This is a genomic window from Micromonospora sp. NPDC000668 (assembly GCF_042897975.1).
Lineage (GTDB): Bacteria > Actinomycetota > Actinomycetes > Mycobacteriales > Micromonosporaceae > Micromonospora.
The window spans coordinates 495141-512063 of sequence record NZ_JBIAYP010000005.1; the positions used below are offsets into that span (position 1 = coordinate 495141).

The window sequence follows — 16923 nt, forward strand, 5'->3', positions numbered from 1 at the left end:
GGCCTCGACTGGGCGTGCGGAGTTGTCGTACCAGTCCTGCTCGTTTGCGGGCGGTTGGGTCCACTGGGGTCACTTCCGCCGATGTCGCTGTAGCGGCAGTTGAGGGCCGCGGGCCGAGGAGGCGGCCCGAGCGTGGCGCTCCCACTCTGCCGCGCAACCTTGCTGTATTCACCTTGACTGAATATTCTGATGTCATGACTATCCGCGAACAGAGCTATTTTGCGCTCGCCGCGCTGATGGACGGCCCACTCCACGGATACGCGATCATTAAACGCGCCGAGGAACTGTCGCGCGGTCGGGTACGCATGGCGGCTGGCACCCTCTATGCGGCACTCGACCGGCTCAGCGCCGAAGGGCTTCTACGCGTAGCTGACGAGGAGGTGGTCAACGGGCGTGCCCGGCGCTACTACAACCTCACGGACGAGGGCGTTGCCGTGCTCCGCGCCGAGGCCGATCGGATGATCCAGGCTGCGCGCGTGGTGATCGACCGACCGGCGCTGCGCGTTCGGACGGTGAGACCGGCATGACTCAGGAGGTACTTGAGGCGCGGTACCGGCTGCTGCTGTGGGCGTACCCGAAGCGCTACCGGCGTGAGCGCGGCGCTGAGATGATCGGCACGCTCATGGAGGCGGCCGGCCCTGATCAGCAGCGCCCAACGGCGCGGGAGGGGGCGATGCTGGTCCTACGGGGATTGCAGACCCGTGCCAGGACGCACGACGCACGTTCGACAAGCCAGGGCTTCCGTGGGTCGCTGCGCCTGGCTGTGCTCCTGCTGCTGGTGTATGCCACGGCCGGCAGCCTGGCCGAGACCGGCAGAGTCCTCCCCCGCATCGTCACCGACGGCGTGGATTACCCGCCTGAGCTCACCTATCCACTGGTAACCGTCATCGCCGCCTCGGCGGTCGTCGCGGTAGCCGGCGGCCGATACGTACTGGGCCTGCTGGCAACGCTTAGCGCGCTCGCTGCGGCGCTGGTCGTTCTGCGCCTCGCCTTGGTCGGCGTAGACAGCGTCACCGGTGAGCGCCATTATCCGCCGATCGAGTTCATCCGCGAAGTCGCCATGACTGACTCGACCCTCTGGCCGCTGCCACTCGCCGTGCTGTTGATCGTGCCGTTGATCCTCTGGCCGGCGCCGGGCACGCGGCGGCCAGAGGCCTGGCTGCTCGCCGTGCCGGTCGCGGTGTTTCTGCTGCCCACGGACTACGACGTGACGATCGGCCTGCAACCGGGGGCCACCGTCGTCGTGATGGCCGGTTTCCTGCTATGGGTTGCCGTCGATGCCCGGGCGACCATCGCGGCCGGGGTGCTCCTCATCCCACTGATCATCGCCATGCTGTCGCTCAGAGCCCTGGGCGCCTGGGGTCAGCCCGAGGTTCTCGGCGCCACGTGGTTCTGGTCGGTCGTCATCGGGGCCATCGCCCTGCTAACCGCCGGTGCCCTCGGCCTCCGCCGCCAAGCCCGCGCCTAGCAGGCCCCGCGCCACATCGGTGTCGGGTGTGGCGACAGGCTAGTCGTCGGGAAAGCCCAGGTTCGGTAGATTTCGAGTCCGGTGACGGTGCGTAGTACTTCGGGGAAGTCGGTGAGGCGTCCGCGCCAGCCGGTGTCGAGGACTTTCCAGTTGACCAGGTGGGCGATGGCCCCGCCGCGCGGGCGCTGTTGATGGCGGTGTTGCAGGCGCGTTGGACGCCGGTCAGGTCGGCTCCGCGGGGTTTGCGGATGCCGGTGATCGCGCCGGTGCCCAGGTAGCCGAGGTCGGCGAGCATGCTGGGCCCGCCGGGTTCGAGGTGGCTGGCCCACCGGTCGGCGATGCCGGACTCGGCCAGGGCTTTGCTGTCGTGGCGGGCACCGGGCACCGGTAGGCCGGTGTCGACCAGCCGGCCGGCAAGGTCCGATACGGCTTGGATGTTCAACCCGTAGGTATGGCGCTTGCCGGAGAACAGGTCGCTCACGCCGGTGCGGTTATCGGTCGGGGCCAGGAACCCGTCAACCAGCACCGCCGAGCGTTTCGCCTGAAGCCGTACCTGGCCGGCGACCTCGGCGGTGGCCGCGCGTAGCAGCGGCCGCAACCGGCACACGATCCGGAACACGGTGGACTGCGAGCAGCCGAACAACTCGCCGGCCACGGCCTGGGACTCGTTGCGGCGCATGAGAAACAGCGTCAGCACGACGGCCCAGTACAGGCCCAGCACCCGGCGCCGGCCCCGAACCGGCTGCCACACCCCGTCCAGCACCGCCAGCATGCGCTCTGGCTCGGCCACGCCACCATCCAGATGACCCAGGCCCATCTTCACGCTGATTTGGAACTGAACGCCTGGTCCCTCGACCGCTACCTGCGTGTCAGGAAGGCTGAGCGGCGTTGATGCCGTTGACAGCCGGAGCCTCGGGCCGTTTGTTGGCGTTCTATCCGACCTTGAGGGCCAGCTTCCCGACATAGTGATCATTTAGGGCGCGATGCGCATCCTTGACTCGCTCCAACGGGAAGGTCCGGGCGACGTGGACCTCGAAGGAGCTGGCCTCGATGGTCGCGTTCAGCCGATCGGTGGCGGCGCGGCTTCGATCCCCGTCGTAGTAGGACACCGTCGCGTCCGGCGACGTTACAGGCGCGGGCAGGACACCGTTCGGCCAGGCGATCCGTCCCGAATTCTTGATCGCGCGAAGAGACCGTTCGGCAGTCTCGCCTCCCACGGTGACCAGAGCCGCATCGAGCCCGCCTGGTGCGAACTCGAACGCCGCAGCCAACACATCGTCTTTGCGACCGTCGACGGCGTCGTCAGCGCCCAGCCGCCGGGCCAAGGCGACACCGTCGTCACCAGAGGCCACGGCCAACACCCGGATGCCGCTGTGCCGCGCCAGCTGCACGGCCATGTGCCCGATACCCCCGCTGGCCCCGAAGACCATGAGCGTCTCGCCCGGCCGCAGGCCGAGCAGATCGAGGCCGCTCAGTGCGGTCAGGGCATCCCAAGCCATTGCGCCGGCCTGTTCGGTCGGCACCCGGTCAGGCACGCGAGCCACGAACTCCGCCTCAACGACGCCGTACTCGGCGTAGAAGCCGCCACGCGGCACCGGCATCGACGCAGCGTAAACACGCTCACCCACGTCGAACCGGATGACGTTGCGTCCGACCGCGGCCACCGTGCCCGCCGCGTCCCAGCCGAGGACATAGGGGAAGGTCGACGCGACACCGAAAATGCCGTCGTAGTCCCCCTCCCGCTCGCCCGCGTCCCAGGACCCGACCCCTGCGAACTCCACCCGGATGAGGACGTCGTCGTCGCCGACCTCCGGAAGCGGTACGCGGCGCGACGAGAGTTCGTCGACACCGCCGAACCGGTCAAGGACGACCGCGATCATCTGCGGCACCACGATCGCGCCCGCTGTGCGCTCGACTCTGCTCTCCATTGCCCCTCCTTGTTGCTTGAGTGAATCAAGGATCATTGGATCACAGCTATTTGAGCGGATCAAGTAACTGTTCTAGGCTGGGAGCCATGGCACTGCCAAACGGACCCGTAACCACCTCGTCCGAGGCCGAGGCCGTCCTGTTCGACCTGGTCGACGTATACGACCGCGCCTACGAGGCGGCCGCAGCCCAACTGTCGCTCAGCCCGGCCCAGGCATGTGTGCTCGGGCGACTCGATGAGCGACGCGGCATGGGCGCCTTGGCCGAGGAGCTCGGCTGCGATGCCTCCAACATCACCCAGATCGTCGCGCGCCTCGAAGCGCTCGGCCTCGTGACCCGCGAACCGAATCCCCAGGACCGCCGCGCACGACTCGTCGCGCGAACCCCCCGAGGAGACGAGATCAACCACCGGTTCACAACAGCCTTCACCTTCGCCCGCACGGCGGTCGGACGACTCTCACCCGACGAACAGGACCAGTTGACGGCACTGCTGCGCAAAGCACTGGGCTGACACGCACCCGCAGCCCCACCCCATCAAAATGGACCTCAAACGGCTTCATGCGTGCTGCAGCAGTCTCTGCTTGTTCGCCGTCACGCTGCGGGCCTCGACGTTGCACGCCCTGCGACGATGAGCATGAGCGCGCTTCTGTCCTGGATTGTGTGCGTTCAAGCCCGTGGGATGTCTATGCTGGTCGGCCGGTACCCGGCCGCCGGCCCAACAACAAGCCAGCCGAACCTTCACTGGACCTGATCAACAACTTCTCAAACACGCTCTAAGGCGGAAGAGCACCTTCATTGAGCCTTTTTCATCGTGACGGTGCAGGTCACGGCAGGTGGAACCCTGGCGCGCCAGTGCCGCGGCCGCGTCGGCTGCGAAAATCGCTGTCCGGTTGTCGGAGCACACTGGTAGAAAGCCGGAGTGCAAAAGACTTTGACGTTCTCTGATCATCTGCGGCTGATTGACGAACGGTCGACCGCCTTCCGCGCCGCGGTCGCTGCGGCGCCCAGCCTCGACGTGCCGGTGCCGAGCTGTCCGGAGTGGACGCTGTTCGATCTCGTGCAGCACCTGGGCATGGGCCGCCGCAGGTCGGCCGCCATCGTCGCCGCCGGGCCGGCCGACGCTCCCCCGGAGAAGTCCGCTTGGGACGACGGCACGGGTGCGCCTCGGGAACGCGAGGCTCTCCTGGCCTGGTGGACCGAGTCCGTCGAGCGACTGACGAGCGCGCTGCGTGAGGCCGGCCCGGACCGCGGTTGTTGGACGTGGTGGGGTGACTCGCAGTCACCGGAAACCTCCGGTGCATGGGCTCGGCGCCAGGTTCCCGAGATCGCGGTGCACACCTACGATGTCCAGCTCACCGTGGGGGACCCGGAGCCGCTACCAGTCGAGGTCGCCCTCGACGGTTTCGACGACTGCCAGTTCACCCTCTGCTCGACGGATGTCGCCTGGCCGCACGAACCCGCCGTCGTCGATTACTACGCCACCGAGGGCCGCTCTTGGCGCCTTCGACTGTCCCGCGACGGCGCATGGGCCGCCCGCCTCGGCGCGCCGGCTGCCAGCGAGGACCCGGACACGGCCGACGCCTCCGCCCGGGGCACGGCCAGTGACCTGGTCCTGTTCTTTTACGGCCGCATACCGCTGGATTCTCTGAAGCTGAAGCTGAAGCTGGAGCTGGACGGCGACCGTCGCATCTTCGATCAGCTCATCGCCTGGGACCCGTCCGTGTAACAACGAGCCCTTTTCATCGTGGGTCGCGGCTGGTCTGGACGTGATGTAGGACGAGGATGGCCTGGACGATCGCGGTGGCGCGTCGCGGGCAGCAGCGGAGCTTGGCTAGGACCTTCCAGCCTTTGAGGGTGGCGACGGCACGTTCGCCGACGGCTCGGATCTTGGCGTGATGGCGGTTGACGGTCTCCTGCCGTCGGGACAGTCGGGGCCGGTGCGAACGGCGTTTGAACGGCGTGTGGACGCTGCCGCCGGCGCCTTGGTACGCCTTGTCGGCGAAGGTCAAGACGTTCGCGCTGGTCAGCGCGTCGGTCAGGCCGTGGGTGCGGGCGGCGGTCAGATCGTGCGCAGCGCCAGGCAGCGCGGGCGAGGCCCAGATCAGGCGTCCGGCGCAGTCCGCGATGACTTGCACGTTCACGCCGTGGCGCTTGTGCTTGCCGGAGTAGTAGGGCCTTTGGTCCACGACCCGGTCGATCGGGATGAGGGTGCCGTCGAGAATCGCGTAGGCAAGCCGGCCGATGCGACGCATCGCCGCGTTCAGGTCCTCGGCGTGCGCCGCGAGCAGGTCGATCGCTTCCCGGACGTACCGCCAGGCCGTCGAGACGCTGACTGCGAAGCCGCGGGCCAGACGGGCGATGGTGTCACCGTTGCGGAGCTGGGCCAGGGCGAGCAGGGCCTGCCGGCCGGCATCGAGGCGCCACCACCGACCTCGGCGCCGGGCGCGTTCGGCGCGAAGGAGGTCGGCCAGGTGGTTCAGGGTGCGGCTGGACAGCGCGACTACGGACGGGTAGGACAGCACAGCGAGGCTCCCGGTTGGGGCATCGGATCTTGGTCGACTGCTGTCTTACCGGGAGCCGCGTCCTATGTCGACACCAGATCTCCGCCGCGCCCACCGTGACCCGGCCCCTCACGATGAAAAGGGCTCATTGAGGTGATCTCAGCAAGGATTCGGGCGGGATTCGGGATGGCGTAGCGTCCATAGCGGACAGTGTGGGATAAGGACGTGGAGCCATCGGTAGACAGGTTCTTGCGACAGAATCAGTCTCCGAGAGAGCTCCACGTGATCACCTATTCTGCCAGGCTCGACGTCCCCAGGGAACTCGTGCGTCACGTGGCGCGTCTGCTACACGCGGAGCGTCGGGCGGTGGGAACCCGCCGCCGAGCCCGGGCGTTGACGTGCTTCTACCAGGCGCTTCTGGTGCTGGTGTGGTTCCGCAAGGGCGAGGACAAGACGACCCTCGGGGTCGGGTTCGGGGTGTCGAGGGCAACTGCTTACCGGTACGTCGCCGAGGCCGTGCGCGTCCTCGCCGCGCAGACCCCCACCCTGCACGACGCCCTGACCCAGGTCGCGGCTGACGGCTGGTCCCACGTGATCCTCGACGGCAAGTTGTTCGACACCGACCGGCTCGCCGAGACCACCACCAGCGTCAAGGGCAAAACGATCGACGCCTGGTACTCCGGGAAACACCGCGACTTCGGCGCGAACATCCAAGCGGTCATGCGCCCGGACGGACTACCGGTCTGGACCTCGAGTGCGATGCCCGGACACCTTCACGACCTGGCCTGCGCCCAACAGTTGGACATCACCGGCGCGCTCTACTGGGCGGCGTCGGCGCTGGATCTACCGACCCTGGCCGACTCCGGCTACGAAGGCGCCGGCCAGGGCATCCACACCCCGTACAAGCAACCCGCCGACGGCCGCCGCCTCGCGGTCGACAACCGCACCTACAACGCTGCCCTTCGATCCATGCGATGCCTCGGAGAACGCGGCTTCGCGATCCTCACCCGGCCGCTGGCGCACACTAGGCCACAGCACCGCCAGCCCACGACAGGTCGGCGACATCGTCCGCGCCGCTCTCCATCTCACCCATTTCGAATACCGATACCTACCGGATTCATGTTGAGATCACGTCACTCCCGGCCGTTCTTCGTGCAGACCGCCAGTTAGTCCGGCAGGTCCTCCATTGCGGGGTCCTGCGGCAGGCGCGCGGCGGCCTCGGCAACCGCAGGCAGCCAGGCCAGAGCGTCGCCGTCGAAGATGTCCCAGCCGCCGCTGCTACGCCACGGCTCGACACCGTCGACCGCATAGGAGGCAGTGCGGGACCGTCGCAACCAGCTCATGACTCTTTCTACCTCAGAAGGGGCCGCCGCTGACGCCTAAAGCTGGTCGGGCAGAGGGTGCTCCACATACTCGCCAAACGGCTCGATGGATCCATCCCAACCGTTCCAACCCTGTTGAGTGACCTGCCCATCAGCATAGGAATAGGACCAGCGGGCACCGTCTTCGCCCTCGATATGGACGACTCCCGAGCGAACGAACGGCGCAATCGCGACGTAGAAGGCCGTAGCTTGATCCGACCACTTGGGATCGCCCGCATCGTCGTAACCAAACTCGATCCAGTCTCCGGCGCGGCTGATCGAGGCTCTCGCCGCCTCCGCTATGTCGGCCAGTGTGTCGCTTGCGGCAGACTCATCCGGGGCGAACCAACCACCTCGTTCAGCCATGGCGGCCTTGGCGGCGGCGACGGCAGCGGCGTCGTCCGACTGCGGAAGGTTCAGGCGGCCTGAAGGCCATACTAGGTAACCCACGGTGCGCATCCTACGGGCACTCAAGGGCACTGCCTCCGGAGCCCTGCGAGGGAATCCGGGCCCATATCCCGCCCCGTCAACTTCGGGCATTTTGTCCGTGCCGTCCAATCAGCAGACTCGCGTTGCTGAGATCAACTCATTGGCTGGAACAACGTCTCGACCCCTCCCAATGGTGCTGTCGTCGTGGATCCGCATCGTGGGTGCAGTGTGGTTGGTCGAAGGGCCACCCGCAGATCAGATAAGGACCGAACTGTCAATAAGCGAATCAAGATTGGGTAAGGCCACAAGCGACCCGGAACTGCAAGGCATTGAGATCCCCATCTCTGCCGGCGGAGTTCCTGGCCGACAAGGGAAACCAGCCCTATGCTTGCCGCCGAATGCACTGCGGCTCATCCGGGCCGAGGGGAACACCAATACAAGGACTTGCGAATGCGCCGGAAGTCTGCTCTGAACAACCACACTGCTGGCGTCAGCGAAATAACACCGGACGGCGAACCGCCGACCTCTACCGCAGAGGGCGTCGCGCGCCGATCCGCGGTCGCCGAGGAACAGGCGTTTCTCGACTTGGCCACGGCCCGGCGCGACAGGCTGGCCGACCACCTGCAGGTCGAGCTTTCGTCAGAGGCCCTGGACGCGTTGGAACGGGCCCGGCAGCGCATGCTCCGCCAGCAGTACGAAGAGCTGCGGCGAGCACGGGAAGGGCTGGTCTTCGGCCGCCTCGACGGCCTTGATGGCACCGTGCGACACGTAGGCCGTGTCGGTCTCCGCAACGATGGCGAGGACAGTGAGCCACTGCTGGTCGATTGGCGCGCTCCCGCAGCTCGGCCGTTCTACACCGCGACGGCTGTCGACCCACAAGGTCAGGCACGGCGCCGTCACATACGCACGACGGGATCGACCGTCGTCGGCGTGGACGACGAGCCACTGGACGGGACCATAACGGCGGAACTCGTCGGTGAAGGCGCTCTTCTTGCCGCCCTCGACCAGCGGCGCACCGGCCGCATGTCGACGGCGATCTCCACGCTGCAACGCGAACAGGACGACATCATCCGGGCTGAGGCGACCGGCCCGCTGATCGTTCAGGGCGGTCCCGGCACCGGTAAGACCGTGGTTGCTCTGCACCGCGTCGCCTACCTGCTGTTCGCCCACCGGAAGATGGCCGACCAAGCGGTCCTGGTCCTCGGCCCCTCGCCGCGGTTCCTCCAGTACATCGGCCAGGTGCTACCCGCGCTCGGTGAGACCGCCGTCGTCTCGGCGACCTGCGACACTCTGCTGACCGAGGTCCGCGTGGGCCGCGACGAGAGCCGGCTTCTCGCCGAAATCAAGGGCCGCGCCCTCTGGCAGCCCGCGCTCGAAAACTACGTCACGTCGCTGCTCCCCCGGCCTCGCGAGCTGAAGCTGCGCTGGGAGGGCGAGTTCTACGTCGTCACAGCCGCAACAGTGGCGCAGGCGCTCGCCTCGGCGGTGCAGGGACGCCCGTACCACCGCGCCCGCGCGGCGTTCGCCGAGCAGTTGCACCACCTCCTTGCCGAAGTCGTCGTCGAGCAGCGCGAGGCGCTGATGAACGAGATGGAGGAAGGCTTCGAGGACATCCTCGCCCGCGTCGACAGGGGCATGCGGCATGACCACCACTCCGGCAGGACGTCCACCGGCAGTGACATCGACGGATTGCTCTCCGAGGAAGAGATCGATCACCTCCGTCTTCGTATCGCCGAGAACGCCACCATCGCCCGGTTTATCAAGGCATGGTGGCCCACCCTCGACGCCGAAACCCTGCTGGGTGATCTCCTGACCGACCGCACCCTGCTGGCCCGGTTCGCCCCGCAACTGTCCCCGGAGGAGATCACCGCTGTCTCGGCCGAGCCCGCCCCATGGGCATCGAGCGACATTGCCCTGCTCGACGCCCTCGCCGACCTACTCGGCGAGGTCGACGCCCCGCAACCACAGGGCGAGTTCATCGCCGACCGCGCTCGCCGACAGCGCGGCTGGGTGTATGGCCACGTCGTCATCGACGAGGCGCAAGAGCTGTCCGAGATGCAGTGGCACATGGTCCTACGGCGCTGTCCCAGTCGCTCCATCACCGCCGTCGGCGACATCGACCAGGCGGAGGCAGCGCACCGGCACACCAGCTGGGCACAAGCGGTGCAGGCTGTTTTCGGAGACCGCTGGACCGCCGCGGAACTGACCATCTGCTACCGGACCCCACGTGAGGTTATGGACCTCACCGAACCGGTCTTGACGAAAGCTGGCAGCCACAACACTCCGCCACGGGCGGTACGCTCCTCCGGCATCGCCCCCTGGGAGCTCACGATCACGTCCGCCGAGCTTGCCGACGCCGCCGCCCAAGCTGCGCGACGGCTGCAGCAACGGTGGCATGGTGGCACGGTCGGCGTCATCGCCCCCGCGGACCGCATCGCCGAACTCCTAGCCGTGCTGAGTGATGTGCCAGTGCTCACTGCAACCCAGTCCAAGGGATTGGAATGGGACGCAACGCTACTCATCGACCCCCAGGGCATCGCCGCTGAACCGCGCGGCTGGAACGGCCTCTACGTCGCGCTCACCCGATGCACCCAGGAACTCGGACAGCTGATACTCACGCAGCAATCGCGACACCCTGGGACAACATCTCCAGATGTTTGGCGTGTCCTCGGGACGTGAGGATCGTCCTGTCTCAACGTAAGGAGGGGTGAGCAGCCGCCGTGGATCGCCTCTGACGAGCTGTGGGCCGAGATCGCGCCGCTGTTACCGCCTCGACCACCACGTCGGCGCCGCTAACCCTGGTCGCAAGCCCCTTGATGACCGCAAGGTGCCTACCCAGGATCTGGGCTTCGGGTCGGGCATGACCTGCTGGCGGCGGTTGCTCGACTGGACCGACGCCGGCGTGCGGCAACGCCTGCACGAAGTGCTGCTGGGCAAGCTGAGAGCCGCCGAGCAGCTGAACATCTCCCGGGCGGTGATCGACGGCACGCACGTTCGGGTGCTCAAGGGTGCCCAAAACCGGCCAGAGCCCGGTCGACCGCCGCAAACCTCTGAGCGCATCGCCTTCGACCGACTGCACCGCGATCGTCGGCCCGCCAAACAGTTCACCCCTGCCAGGAGGCAGGGTCGGGTGCTACCACGCGGTCACCGAGCGGGGAACGGCGGTAGAGCACGGACCGGCCGTCGCGTACCCCGACAAGCAGACCACCGTCGCGCAGCGCGCGCAGGTGCTGGTTGACCGCAGTTGGCGTGACGCCGAGGCGGGACGCGAGTTCGGTGGATGACGCCGGCGTCTCCAACGCGACGAGCAGACCGGCCCGGACAACGCCCAGCAGAGCCGCCAACGCGCCCGGCGCGGCCAGCGGCTGCGGCTCCCACAGCGTCGCCACCCCACGCCCCGCATAGATGATCATCGGCGGTTCGGCTTCGGAGGCCGGCGTCGATGCGTTGAGCGTCCAGAGGCTCGGCACGAGGGTCAGGCCGCCGTTGGTCGCCCGCGTGTATTGCAGACGGGATCGCAGCCGCACCTCGACGGTCGCGTCGACGAGCCGGACTGCAGGCGAGAGCCCGTTGAACATTGCCGCAAGTCCGTGTTGGGAGATCTGCCGCGCGCGGAACGTCACATCGCCCTCAAGGAGAGCTCGCATGCGCGGCCAGTGCGGCGCAAAGCAGTGCCGCCAGTAGCCGGCCAGGGCATCGATGATCCTGGACAGCACCCGAGGGACGGGACCACGCAACGCGCGGGGCAGCGGCCCCGCACTGTGCACGGCCCGCAGGTCGCGGACGACCACGGCCGGGTCGATGGTGGCCAGCCTCGCCAGTTCATCATCGAAGTGGGTTAGCGGGGAGGACGGCCGGGGATTGAGGAAGTCAGGCGTCCAAAGTCTCGAATCAGTCAGGGCCAGCAGTGTCTCGTGGTCCAGCGCGCTTCGCGACTCGTTGACGGAGCGCACCCAACGCAAATGCAGGGGATACCGACCCGGGTCTCGCCACGCCCGCAGCGACAGCACCACTTCGTTGAGTGGCGACACCGCGAACCGGACATCAGCCAAGTCGTTATCGACCAACTCATAGCGGACCATGAAGCACAACGCTACATCGTTGGCGGCAAGGGACCGGACAGTGCGACAACTGCAATCATGCTTCCCGCAACGGTCCGGCGGCCGTCCATCACTGAGTGGCTTGCCCCATACCTGAACCCGGTCGACCCAACCGCTCGGGCGCTGACCTGGTCGACGATCGCGTCCTCACTGTCAAAGGGCGTGTTCTTCAGCGTCAGCGTGCTGTACTTCACGCGCGTGGCCGGCTTCCCCGCCACGACCGTCGGGCTCGGGCTGACCATCGCCGGATGCCTCGGGGTCGGAGCGGCACTGGGTGCCGGCTACCTTGCCCGGGCGATCGGCGCGCGGCGGGTGATGGTTCTGGCCACCGCCGGACAGGGTGTAGCGCTGCTTGCTTACCTGTTGGCCCGGACGCCGGCTGCGTTCGTCGTCGTCGCGAGCGTCGCGGTCTGCGGACAGGCCATGCAGCGCACCGCACTCACGACGATGATTGCGGAGTCCTTCACCGCGGCAGACCGGCTCGCTGTGCGGGCCCGGCTGCGGGTGGTGATGAATGTCTTCATCGCCTTGGGGACCGCGCTGGCGGCGATCGCCCTCGCCATCGACACGAGACCCGCGTACCAGGTGGCCATGCTGGCCACCGGAGCGTTGACGCTCGTCGCCGCCTACACGCTCGTCCGGGCACGGTGGCAGCCCCAGGCGACCCACGTAGACACCGACCCAACACAGCGGACCCAATCCGGTCGGCCCATGCGACGCTCACCGCTGCGAGACCGCACCTATCTGGCGATCACCGCCCTCTACGCGCTCCTCTCCATGCAGTTCGGATTATTGACGATCGGGATGCCACTGTGGGTCGTTGGCCATACCCAGACGCCAGCGGTGACCGTGGCGGTGCTGCTGGCCGCGAACACCGCCATCGTGTCGGTCCTGCAGCTCTGGGCGGCACACCGAACAACCGACCTGCATTCCTCCGGCCGCGCAATCGCGCAAGCCGGCGCACTCCTGGCGCTCGCCTGCGCCCTGTACTCCATCGCCGCTTTCGGCTCACTCGTGATCGCCGTGGCCGTCCTGGTCCTCGCAGCCATCGCGCACAGTCTCGCGGAGATCCTCTCCGAGGCCGGCAGCTGGACACTCGCCTTCGAACTGGCCGACCCTGCCAACGCCGGCGCCTACCAGGGCGTCAGCCAGACCGGCGCAGCACTCGGCGCCATGCTCGCGCCCCTCGTCGTCACCGCCGCCATCGAACACGGCGCGGCGGGCTGGGCCATCCTCGCCGCCGTCTTTCTTGCCGCCGCGCTGATGACCCAGGCGCTTATCAGGGCTCGCGAAGGCCGCATGGCATGAATCAGCGCGGCCCAATCGCGCACGGTGACAGCCGGTGCGTCGGACAAGGACGAGATCAGCGATGATGGCAGCGCGGGCATGACTCACTTCGGACGATCAATAAGGCGTCGGAACCTCAATGATCATCTGAACCGGTCATGCCCGCCCTGCTACCACCAGCACGGGCGCGTCTACACCACCCACATCAAGCCGGGCACCCTCACGACTTTGCCGGGGCCCTGCACCGCGCATGCCCTCTCGTCCGCGCGCTGAACTTCGGGTTCACACGCGTCACACGATGGAGATCGACCGCACCTGGGTGTTGCCCTTGGTTTCGACGTATACCTTGTAATCGCCGACGGTGTAAGTGCCGGCAGCGTTGTTGTCGATGGTGAACGTGGTCGTCACAGGAGACTCGCTGCCGTCGATGTGGGTCTGGTTCACCGTGATGGTCAACTCGTTCTTGTTGCCCTTCAACTTCTTCACCACCGCCGACGGCTTCGCATCGGTGACCGCGTTGGCGACTGTCACGTAGACCGCGTCGGGTGAAGAGAACTCCGCGTTCTTCTGCCCATCACCGAAGGTGAAGAAGCCCCGTTGTTCGATGGCCCCGCGACCGGGGAACGGATCAGGGTTTGAAGCCAAGTACGTCGGATTGACCGTGTACAGGTCCGTCTTGGAATCCGCGAGGATGCCCTGCACCCCGGTGTACGGGGCATCGGTGATCGCGAGGTTGACCGACAGGTAGATGGCGTCGGGGTTGTTGGCCGAGATGCGCGAGGAGAAGTACCTGTCCGCACTCTGCCCTGCAGGAACGGCCAGCGGCACAACCGCGTCGCCGACGAGAATGTTGAACTGGAAGTCGCCGTAGCCGCCGGCGACGAACTTCGCCCAAGCCGCGTCCGACATGTGGTCGGGGCGCTCCACCTTGAACTCCAGACGCATCGGCGCCACGTACGTGTTGTTCAGGTACTCGGTGTCGGTCAGGGGCAAGTAGACCCCTCCCGGGGCGTGCCCCAGTGCGAAAGCCGACGCCGTCGGGGCCGAGTTGCCGCGCCCGTTCCACATCGGGATGTTGAACGAGGTGGCGCCGAGCAGGGCCTGGGTGCCCAACTGGCTCGTGCCGACAGCGGCCGACGCGTCCTTGTAGGTTCCGATCGTGACGTCGAGCAGGTCGAGGTCCGCCCGGTCGGCGTTCAGCCCAGGGATGTTTGCCGACATGAACTTGGCACCGGCGGGCCCGGAGTACCGGGCCATCTCCAGCATGCCATCGGCCATGATCTTGGTCATCTGCACTGCCGAGTCGACCTTCATCCGCTCGTTGGCCGTGTGCCACCAGCGCTCGTTGCCCGGGATGACGGCGCCGAAGGCGGTCATCTTATTGCGGAAGCTGCTGGCCAGGGTGCCACCGGTCGTGCCCTGCGGATAGACCACGTCCCTGAGGGAATATGGATCCGCAAACTCCGCCGGATTGCGGTTGATCGAGGCTTCGTAGCTCCCGAACTGAAGAGCCGTCAGCGGGTTGTCGTGAGTAACGTACAACCCGGCGCCGACGGGCGAGCCGAGGTTGCCGATGGTGAACCCCTTCGCCTGGAAGGCGGCCGTGACCGCCGCCGTTGCCTGGCCGGAGTCAGCCGCGGTGACGTGCATGCTGCGCACATACATCGGCATGCTGAGACTGCCGGAGGCGTCCGTGTAAAAGCTCGTCGGGGTCTCTGAATTGATGCCTCCCATGAGGGCAAAGGTCAGGTTCGGCGTGCCGTTGCTCGGGTTGCGCAACAGGCTCGCCGGGATGCCCATGTACTTGCCGATATAGGCTTCGCCTTCGACACCGTCGCGGAAGAACAGGTCGGCGATGCCGTCGGCGGCTTTCTTCAATTGCATGTCGGCGGCCGTGGTTCCCAATGCGCCGAGTCCCTTGGAGAGGAGGAACATTCCCCACACAATGGCATTCTTGCCGTACTGCGGGGTCGGCATCTCCATCGCCACATCGGTGTTGATCTCGAGCGTGAGCGAGTCGCCGGTGATCGTAGTCTGCACCTTGGGCGTGGTGCGGGGAGCAGCCGGGAGCCAACCCTTCGTGGTCGCGGCAGCGGTGATCGCCGACACGAATCGGTCGCGCTCGGCAGAGCCGGCCCCCGCCACGTCGAGGGTGAAAATGGCCCGCGAGGCGATCTGCGTGGTGCTGCCGTAGGCGATGTCCTTGAGCGTCGGGTCGCCTTCGCGCCGGGTGACGCCGGCTGTGGCATCCGTCAACCGGAAGGCCTTGGTGCTGTCTGCGGACAAGCTCATCGACACCGACGGGGTCACCGATCCGGAGTTGCCGACGATGACCGGGAACCGCGAGTCGGAGGTGTAGCCCGCGATCGGGATCTCCTCCCGGTTGAGGTTCTTGTAGGCCCAGTTGTCGTAGAAGCTCGGGTTCGAGTTGTACGGGATGGACTGGAAGGTGGCGGTGTTCGTCGTCGAGGGCGTGCCGGGACCGCCGTCTTCGTAGATGCCCATGACGATGCGGATGCGTCGGTCGAGGGGCAACCCCGCCTCGAGCAGCGCCTTGGCCGCGAGCAGCGTCGCCAGGGTCGGGCCGCTGTCGTCCTGCAGGCCCGCCCCGTAGACCCAGCCGTCCTGGACATAGGGCGAGTGGTACGCACCAGGAGTGCCGAGGTTGCCATCGGCGTCCCGCCAGCGCGCCAGTTGGGCTGGCGAAACGGAAGCCGTCGGCGAGTCGAGGTGGCTCAACGCCATGACCATCTCCGGGGCGTCCGGGTCACCGATCTCTGCGTAGACGTACTTGTCGGCCTGGCGTTGGACGACCACCGGGAAACCCAGGTCGGTGGCCAGCTTGACCACCCAGGCGAGCTTGGCGACCTTGCGGTCGTACTCGTTCTGGTTGGCTTCGGTGTTGCTAACCGGGAAGGGGTACGCCGTCGCGGCCGTGCCGCCTCGGGAGATGGAGTCGTAGCTCGACCCGTCCAGCATCGCCCCGATCAGACTGAGCGGGTCGTAGGTGCCGTCCCCCGCCCGCGCGCTGTTGACGCGCCCAGCCAACGCCTCGACTTCCGCGTGGATCGCGTCGCGCTCGGCGTCGGTCACCGACAGATCGTAGGTGGCGCTCGGCTGGAAGCGCTCCTCGCCGACGCTGGTCGCGGACGCGTCAGCCGCTACACCCATGGACAGGAGCAATGACATGCCAAGTGTCATTGCAAGAGGTTTCTTCCGCAGCACCGTGATCTCCCTGAATGGTCAGACCAAAAAACGTCGGATGAATTTCGTTGTACGCGAGACACTTTCAGGCGCTTCCCAGCTTGTCAATGAGCCTTTCTGAGCAACGGTTGTAGCGCTGCGTGACCAGGTGGTGCGGTGCGGTCGTGTTCGAAGTGGAGGACGACGAGCGCGGCGGACACAAACATCGACACTTTTCAAGGGGTGACTGAACAGGGCGGTCCTCGATGTCCCCCCATCGAAGGTTTTCAAGGGGGCACCCACCCAGCCCTCCATTGATACTTTTCAAGGCCTCCCATCGATATTTCTTAGGGGATCATTCAGGGGCTTCAAGATAGGTGGTTACCTCTTTTTCGATGGCCCCCCATGAATCGGGGCGGCCCTCTCGACGGCTGCGCAGAGCAGACAGCCACCGCGCGCCCCATCGCGCTGCCCTGTAGTCAACGCTGCGGGCCGACCGTCGCCCCGACACACCGTCAGCCACCGATCGGCGTACCGCTTGCCTCCGATATGGAGGTTCGGGCCGGCCGGGAACATCCCTGCCGGGCGCGGGTTCGGTGGGTCGACGCGACGACCAAGCGCCGCCTGTCCACGTCAACATCGGTGGCGACACCGGAAGAGGCGCACGC

General features: G+C 66.8%; 14 protein-coding genes. 7 read left to right on the forward strand and 7 right to left on the reverse strand.

Features of this window, described 5'->3' with window-relative positions; all coding sequences use genetic code 11:
• Positions 1–194: 194 nt before the first annotated feature.
• Together ACFY29_RS27000 and ACFY29_RS27005 are read left to right on the forward strand one after the other, a co-directional pair.
• Positions 195–527, forward strand: a complete 333-nt coding sequence (locus ACFY29_RS27000; protein ID WP_328414369.1) for a PadR family transcriptional regulator — start codon at positions 195–197, stop codon at positions 525–527.
• Positions 524–1468, forward strand: a complete 945-nt coding sequence (locus ACFY29_RS27005) for a hypothetical protein (protein WP_386990659.1) — start codon at positions 524–526, stop codon at positions 1466–1468. The genes ACFY29_RS27000 and ACFY29_RS27005 overlap by 4 nt, the downstream gene beginning before the upstream one ends.
• Here ACFY29_RS27005 and ACFY29_RS27010 read toward each other — a convergent pair.
• Complete coding sequence (locus ACFY29_RS27010; protein ID WP_386990661.1) at positions 1404–2258, reverse strand: transposase family protein; 855 nt, start codon at positions 2256–2258, stop codon at positions 1404–1406. The two genes, ACFY29_RS27005 and ACFY29_RS27010, sit on opposite strands and share 65 nt — an antisense overlap.
• Before the next feature lie 142 nt (positions 2259–2400).
• Positions 2401–3396 (reverse strand): zinc-binding alcohol dehydrogenase family protein, encoded by a 996-nt coding sequence (locus tag ACFY29_RS27015; RefSeq protein WP_386990663.1) that lies wholly within the window; start codon positions 3394–3396, stop codon positions 2401–2403.
• Between the two features lie 86 nt (positions 3397–3482).
• Here ACFY29_RS27015 and ACFY29_RS27020 point away from each other — a divergent pair, with 86 nt between their 5' ends.
• Together ACFY29_RS27020 and ACFY29_RS27025 are read left to right on the forward strand one after the other, a co-directional pair.
• Complete coding sequence (locus ACFY29_RS27020; RefSeq protein WP_328414362.1) at positions 3483–3905, forward strand: MarR family transcriptional regulator; 423 nt, start codon at positions 3483–3485, stop codon at positions 3903–3905.
• Between the two features lie 408 nt (positions 3906–4313).
• The gene (locus ACFY29_RS27025; protein WP_386990666.1) at positions 4314–5120 is read left to right on the forward strand and encodes a maleylpyruvate isomerase N-terminal domain-containing protein; all 807 of its coding nucleotides are present in this window, start codon (positions 4314–4316) and stop codon (positions 5118–5120) included.
• A gap of 13 nt (positions 5121–5133) precedes the next feature.
• Here ACFY29_RS27025 and ACFY29_RS27030 read toward each other — a convergent pair whose 3' ends face one another.
• On the reverse strand, positions 5134–5916 hold the full coding sequence (locus ACFY29_RS27030; protein ID WP_386990668.1) for a transposase family protein: 783 nt from the start codon (positions 5914–5916) through the stop codon (positions 5134–5136).
• A 345-nt stretch (positions 5917–6261) separates the two neighbouring features.
• Here ACFY29_RS27030 and ACFY29_RS27035 point away from each other — a divergent pair, with 345 nt between their 5' ends.
• Complete coding sequence (locus ACFY29_RS27035) at positions 6262–7065, forward strand: transposase family protein (protein WP_386990670.1); 804 nt, start codon at positions 6262–6264, stop codon at positions 7063–7065.
• On the opposite strand, the gene ACFY29_RS27040 is transcribed toward ACFY29_RS27035, so the two are convergent.
• Positions 7062–7238: a hypothetical protein gene (locus tag ACFY29_RS27040; RefSeq protein ID WP_386990671.1), complete on the reverse strand. Its 177-nt coding sequence runs from the start codon at positions 7236–7238 to the stop codon at positions 7062–7064. The genes ACFY29_RS27035 and ACFY29_RS27040 overlap by 4 nt on opposite strands.
• Positions 7239–7274: 36 nt before the next feature.
• Positions 7275–7706, reverse strand: coding sequence for a hypothetical protein (locus ACFY29_RS27045; RefSeq protein ID WP_386990673.1), 432 nt, complete (start codon positions 7704–7706; stop codon positions 7275–7277).
• Between the two features lie 429 nt (positions 7707–8135).
• Between ACFY29_RS27045 and ACFY29_RS27050 the strand changes: the two genes are divergently transcribed.
• Positions 8136–10364, forward strand: a complete 2229-nt coding sequence (locus tag ACFY29_RS27050; RefSeq protein WP_386990675.1) for a HelD family protein — start codon at positions 8136–8138, stop codon at positions 10362–10364.
• Positions 10365–10789: 425 nt separating this feature from the next.
• Here the strand turns inward: ACFY29_RS27050 and ACFY29_RS27055 are convergent, their stop codons facing one another.
• A complete protein-coding gene (locus ACFY29_RS27055; protein ID WP_386990677.1) occupies positions 10790–11767 on the reverse strand; it encodes a helix-turn-helix domain-containing protein in 978 nt (325 codons plus the stop codon).
• Positions 11768–11824: 57 nt separating this feature from the next.
• On the opposite strand from ACFY29_RS27055, the gene ACFY29_RS27060 reads away from it, so the two are divergent.
• Complete coding sequence (locus tag ACFY29_RS27060) at positions 11825–13093, forward strand: MFS transporter (protein WP_386990679.1); 1269 nt, start codon at positions 11825–11827, stop codon at positions 13091–13093.
• Between the two features lie 270 nt (positions 13094–13363).
• Here ACFY29_RS27060 and ACFY29_RS27065 read toward each other — a convergent pair whose 3' ends face one another.
• Positions 13364–16297 carry a M20/M25/M40 family metallo-hydrolase gene (locus tag ACFY29_RS27065; RefSeq protein ID WP_386990681.1) on the reverse strand — a complete coding sequence of 978 codons (2934 nt, stop codon included), beginning with the start codon at positions 16295–16297 and terminating at the stop codon, positions 13364–13366.
• Positions 16298–16923 lie beyond the last annotated feature (626 nt).

Bases quoted from the DNA above. Each gene is read 5' to 3' on its own strand.
- ACFY29_RS27005 (WP_386990659.1), top strand. From the start codon at position 524: ATGACTCAGGAGGTACTTGAGGCGCGGTACCGGCTGCTGCTGTGGGCG.
- ACFY29_RS27055 (WP_386990677.1), bottom strand. From the start codon at position 11,767: ATGGTCCGCTATGAGTTGGTCGATAACGACTTGGCTGATGTCCGGTTC.
- ACFY29_RS27040 (WP_386990671.1), bottom strand. From the start codon at position 7,238: ATGAGCTGGTTGCGACGGTCCCGCACTGCCTCCTATGCGGTCGACGGT.
- ACFY29_RS27060 (WP_386990679.1), top strand. From the start codon at position 11,825: ATGCTTCCCGCAACGGTCCGGCGGCCGTCCATCACTGAGTGGCTTGCC.
- ACFY29_RS27020 (WP_328414362.1), top strand. From the start codon at position 3,483: ATGGCACTGCCAAACGGACCCGTAACCACCTCGTCCGAGGCCGAGGCC.
- ACFY29_RS27015 (WP_386990663.1), bottom strand. From the start codon at position 3,396: ATGGAGAGCAGAGTCGAGCGCACAGCGGGCGCGATCGTGGTGCCGCAG.
- ACFY29_RS27050 (WP_386990675.1), top strand. From the start codon at position 8,136: ATGCGCCGGAAGTCTGCTCTGAACAACCACACTGCTGGCGTCAGCGAA.
- ACFY29_RS27000 (WP_328414369.1), top strand. From the start codon at position 195: ATGACTATCCGCGAACAGAGCTATTTTGCGCTCGCCGCGCTGATGGAC.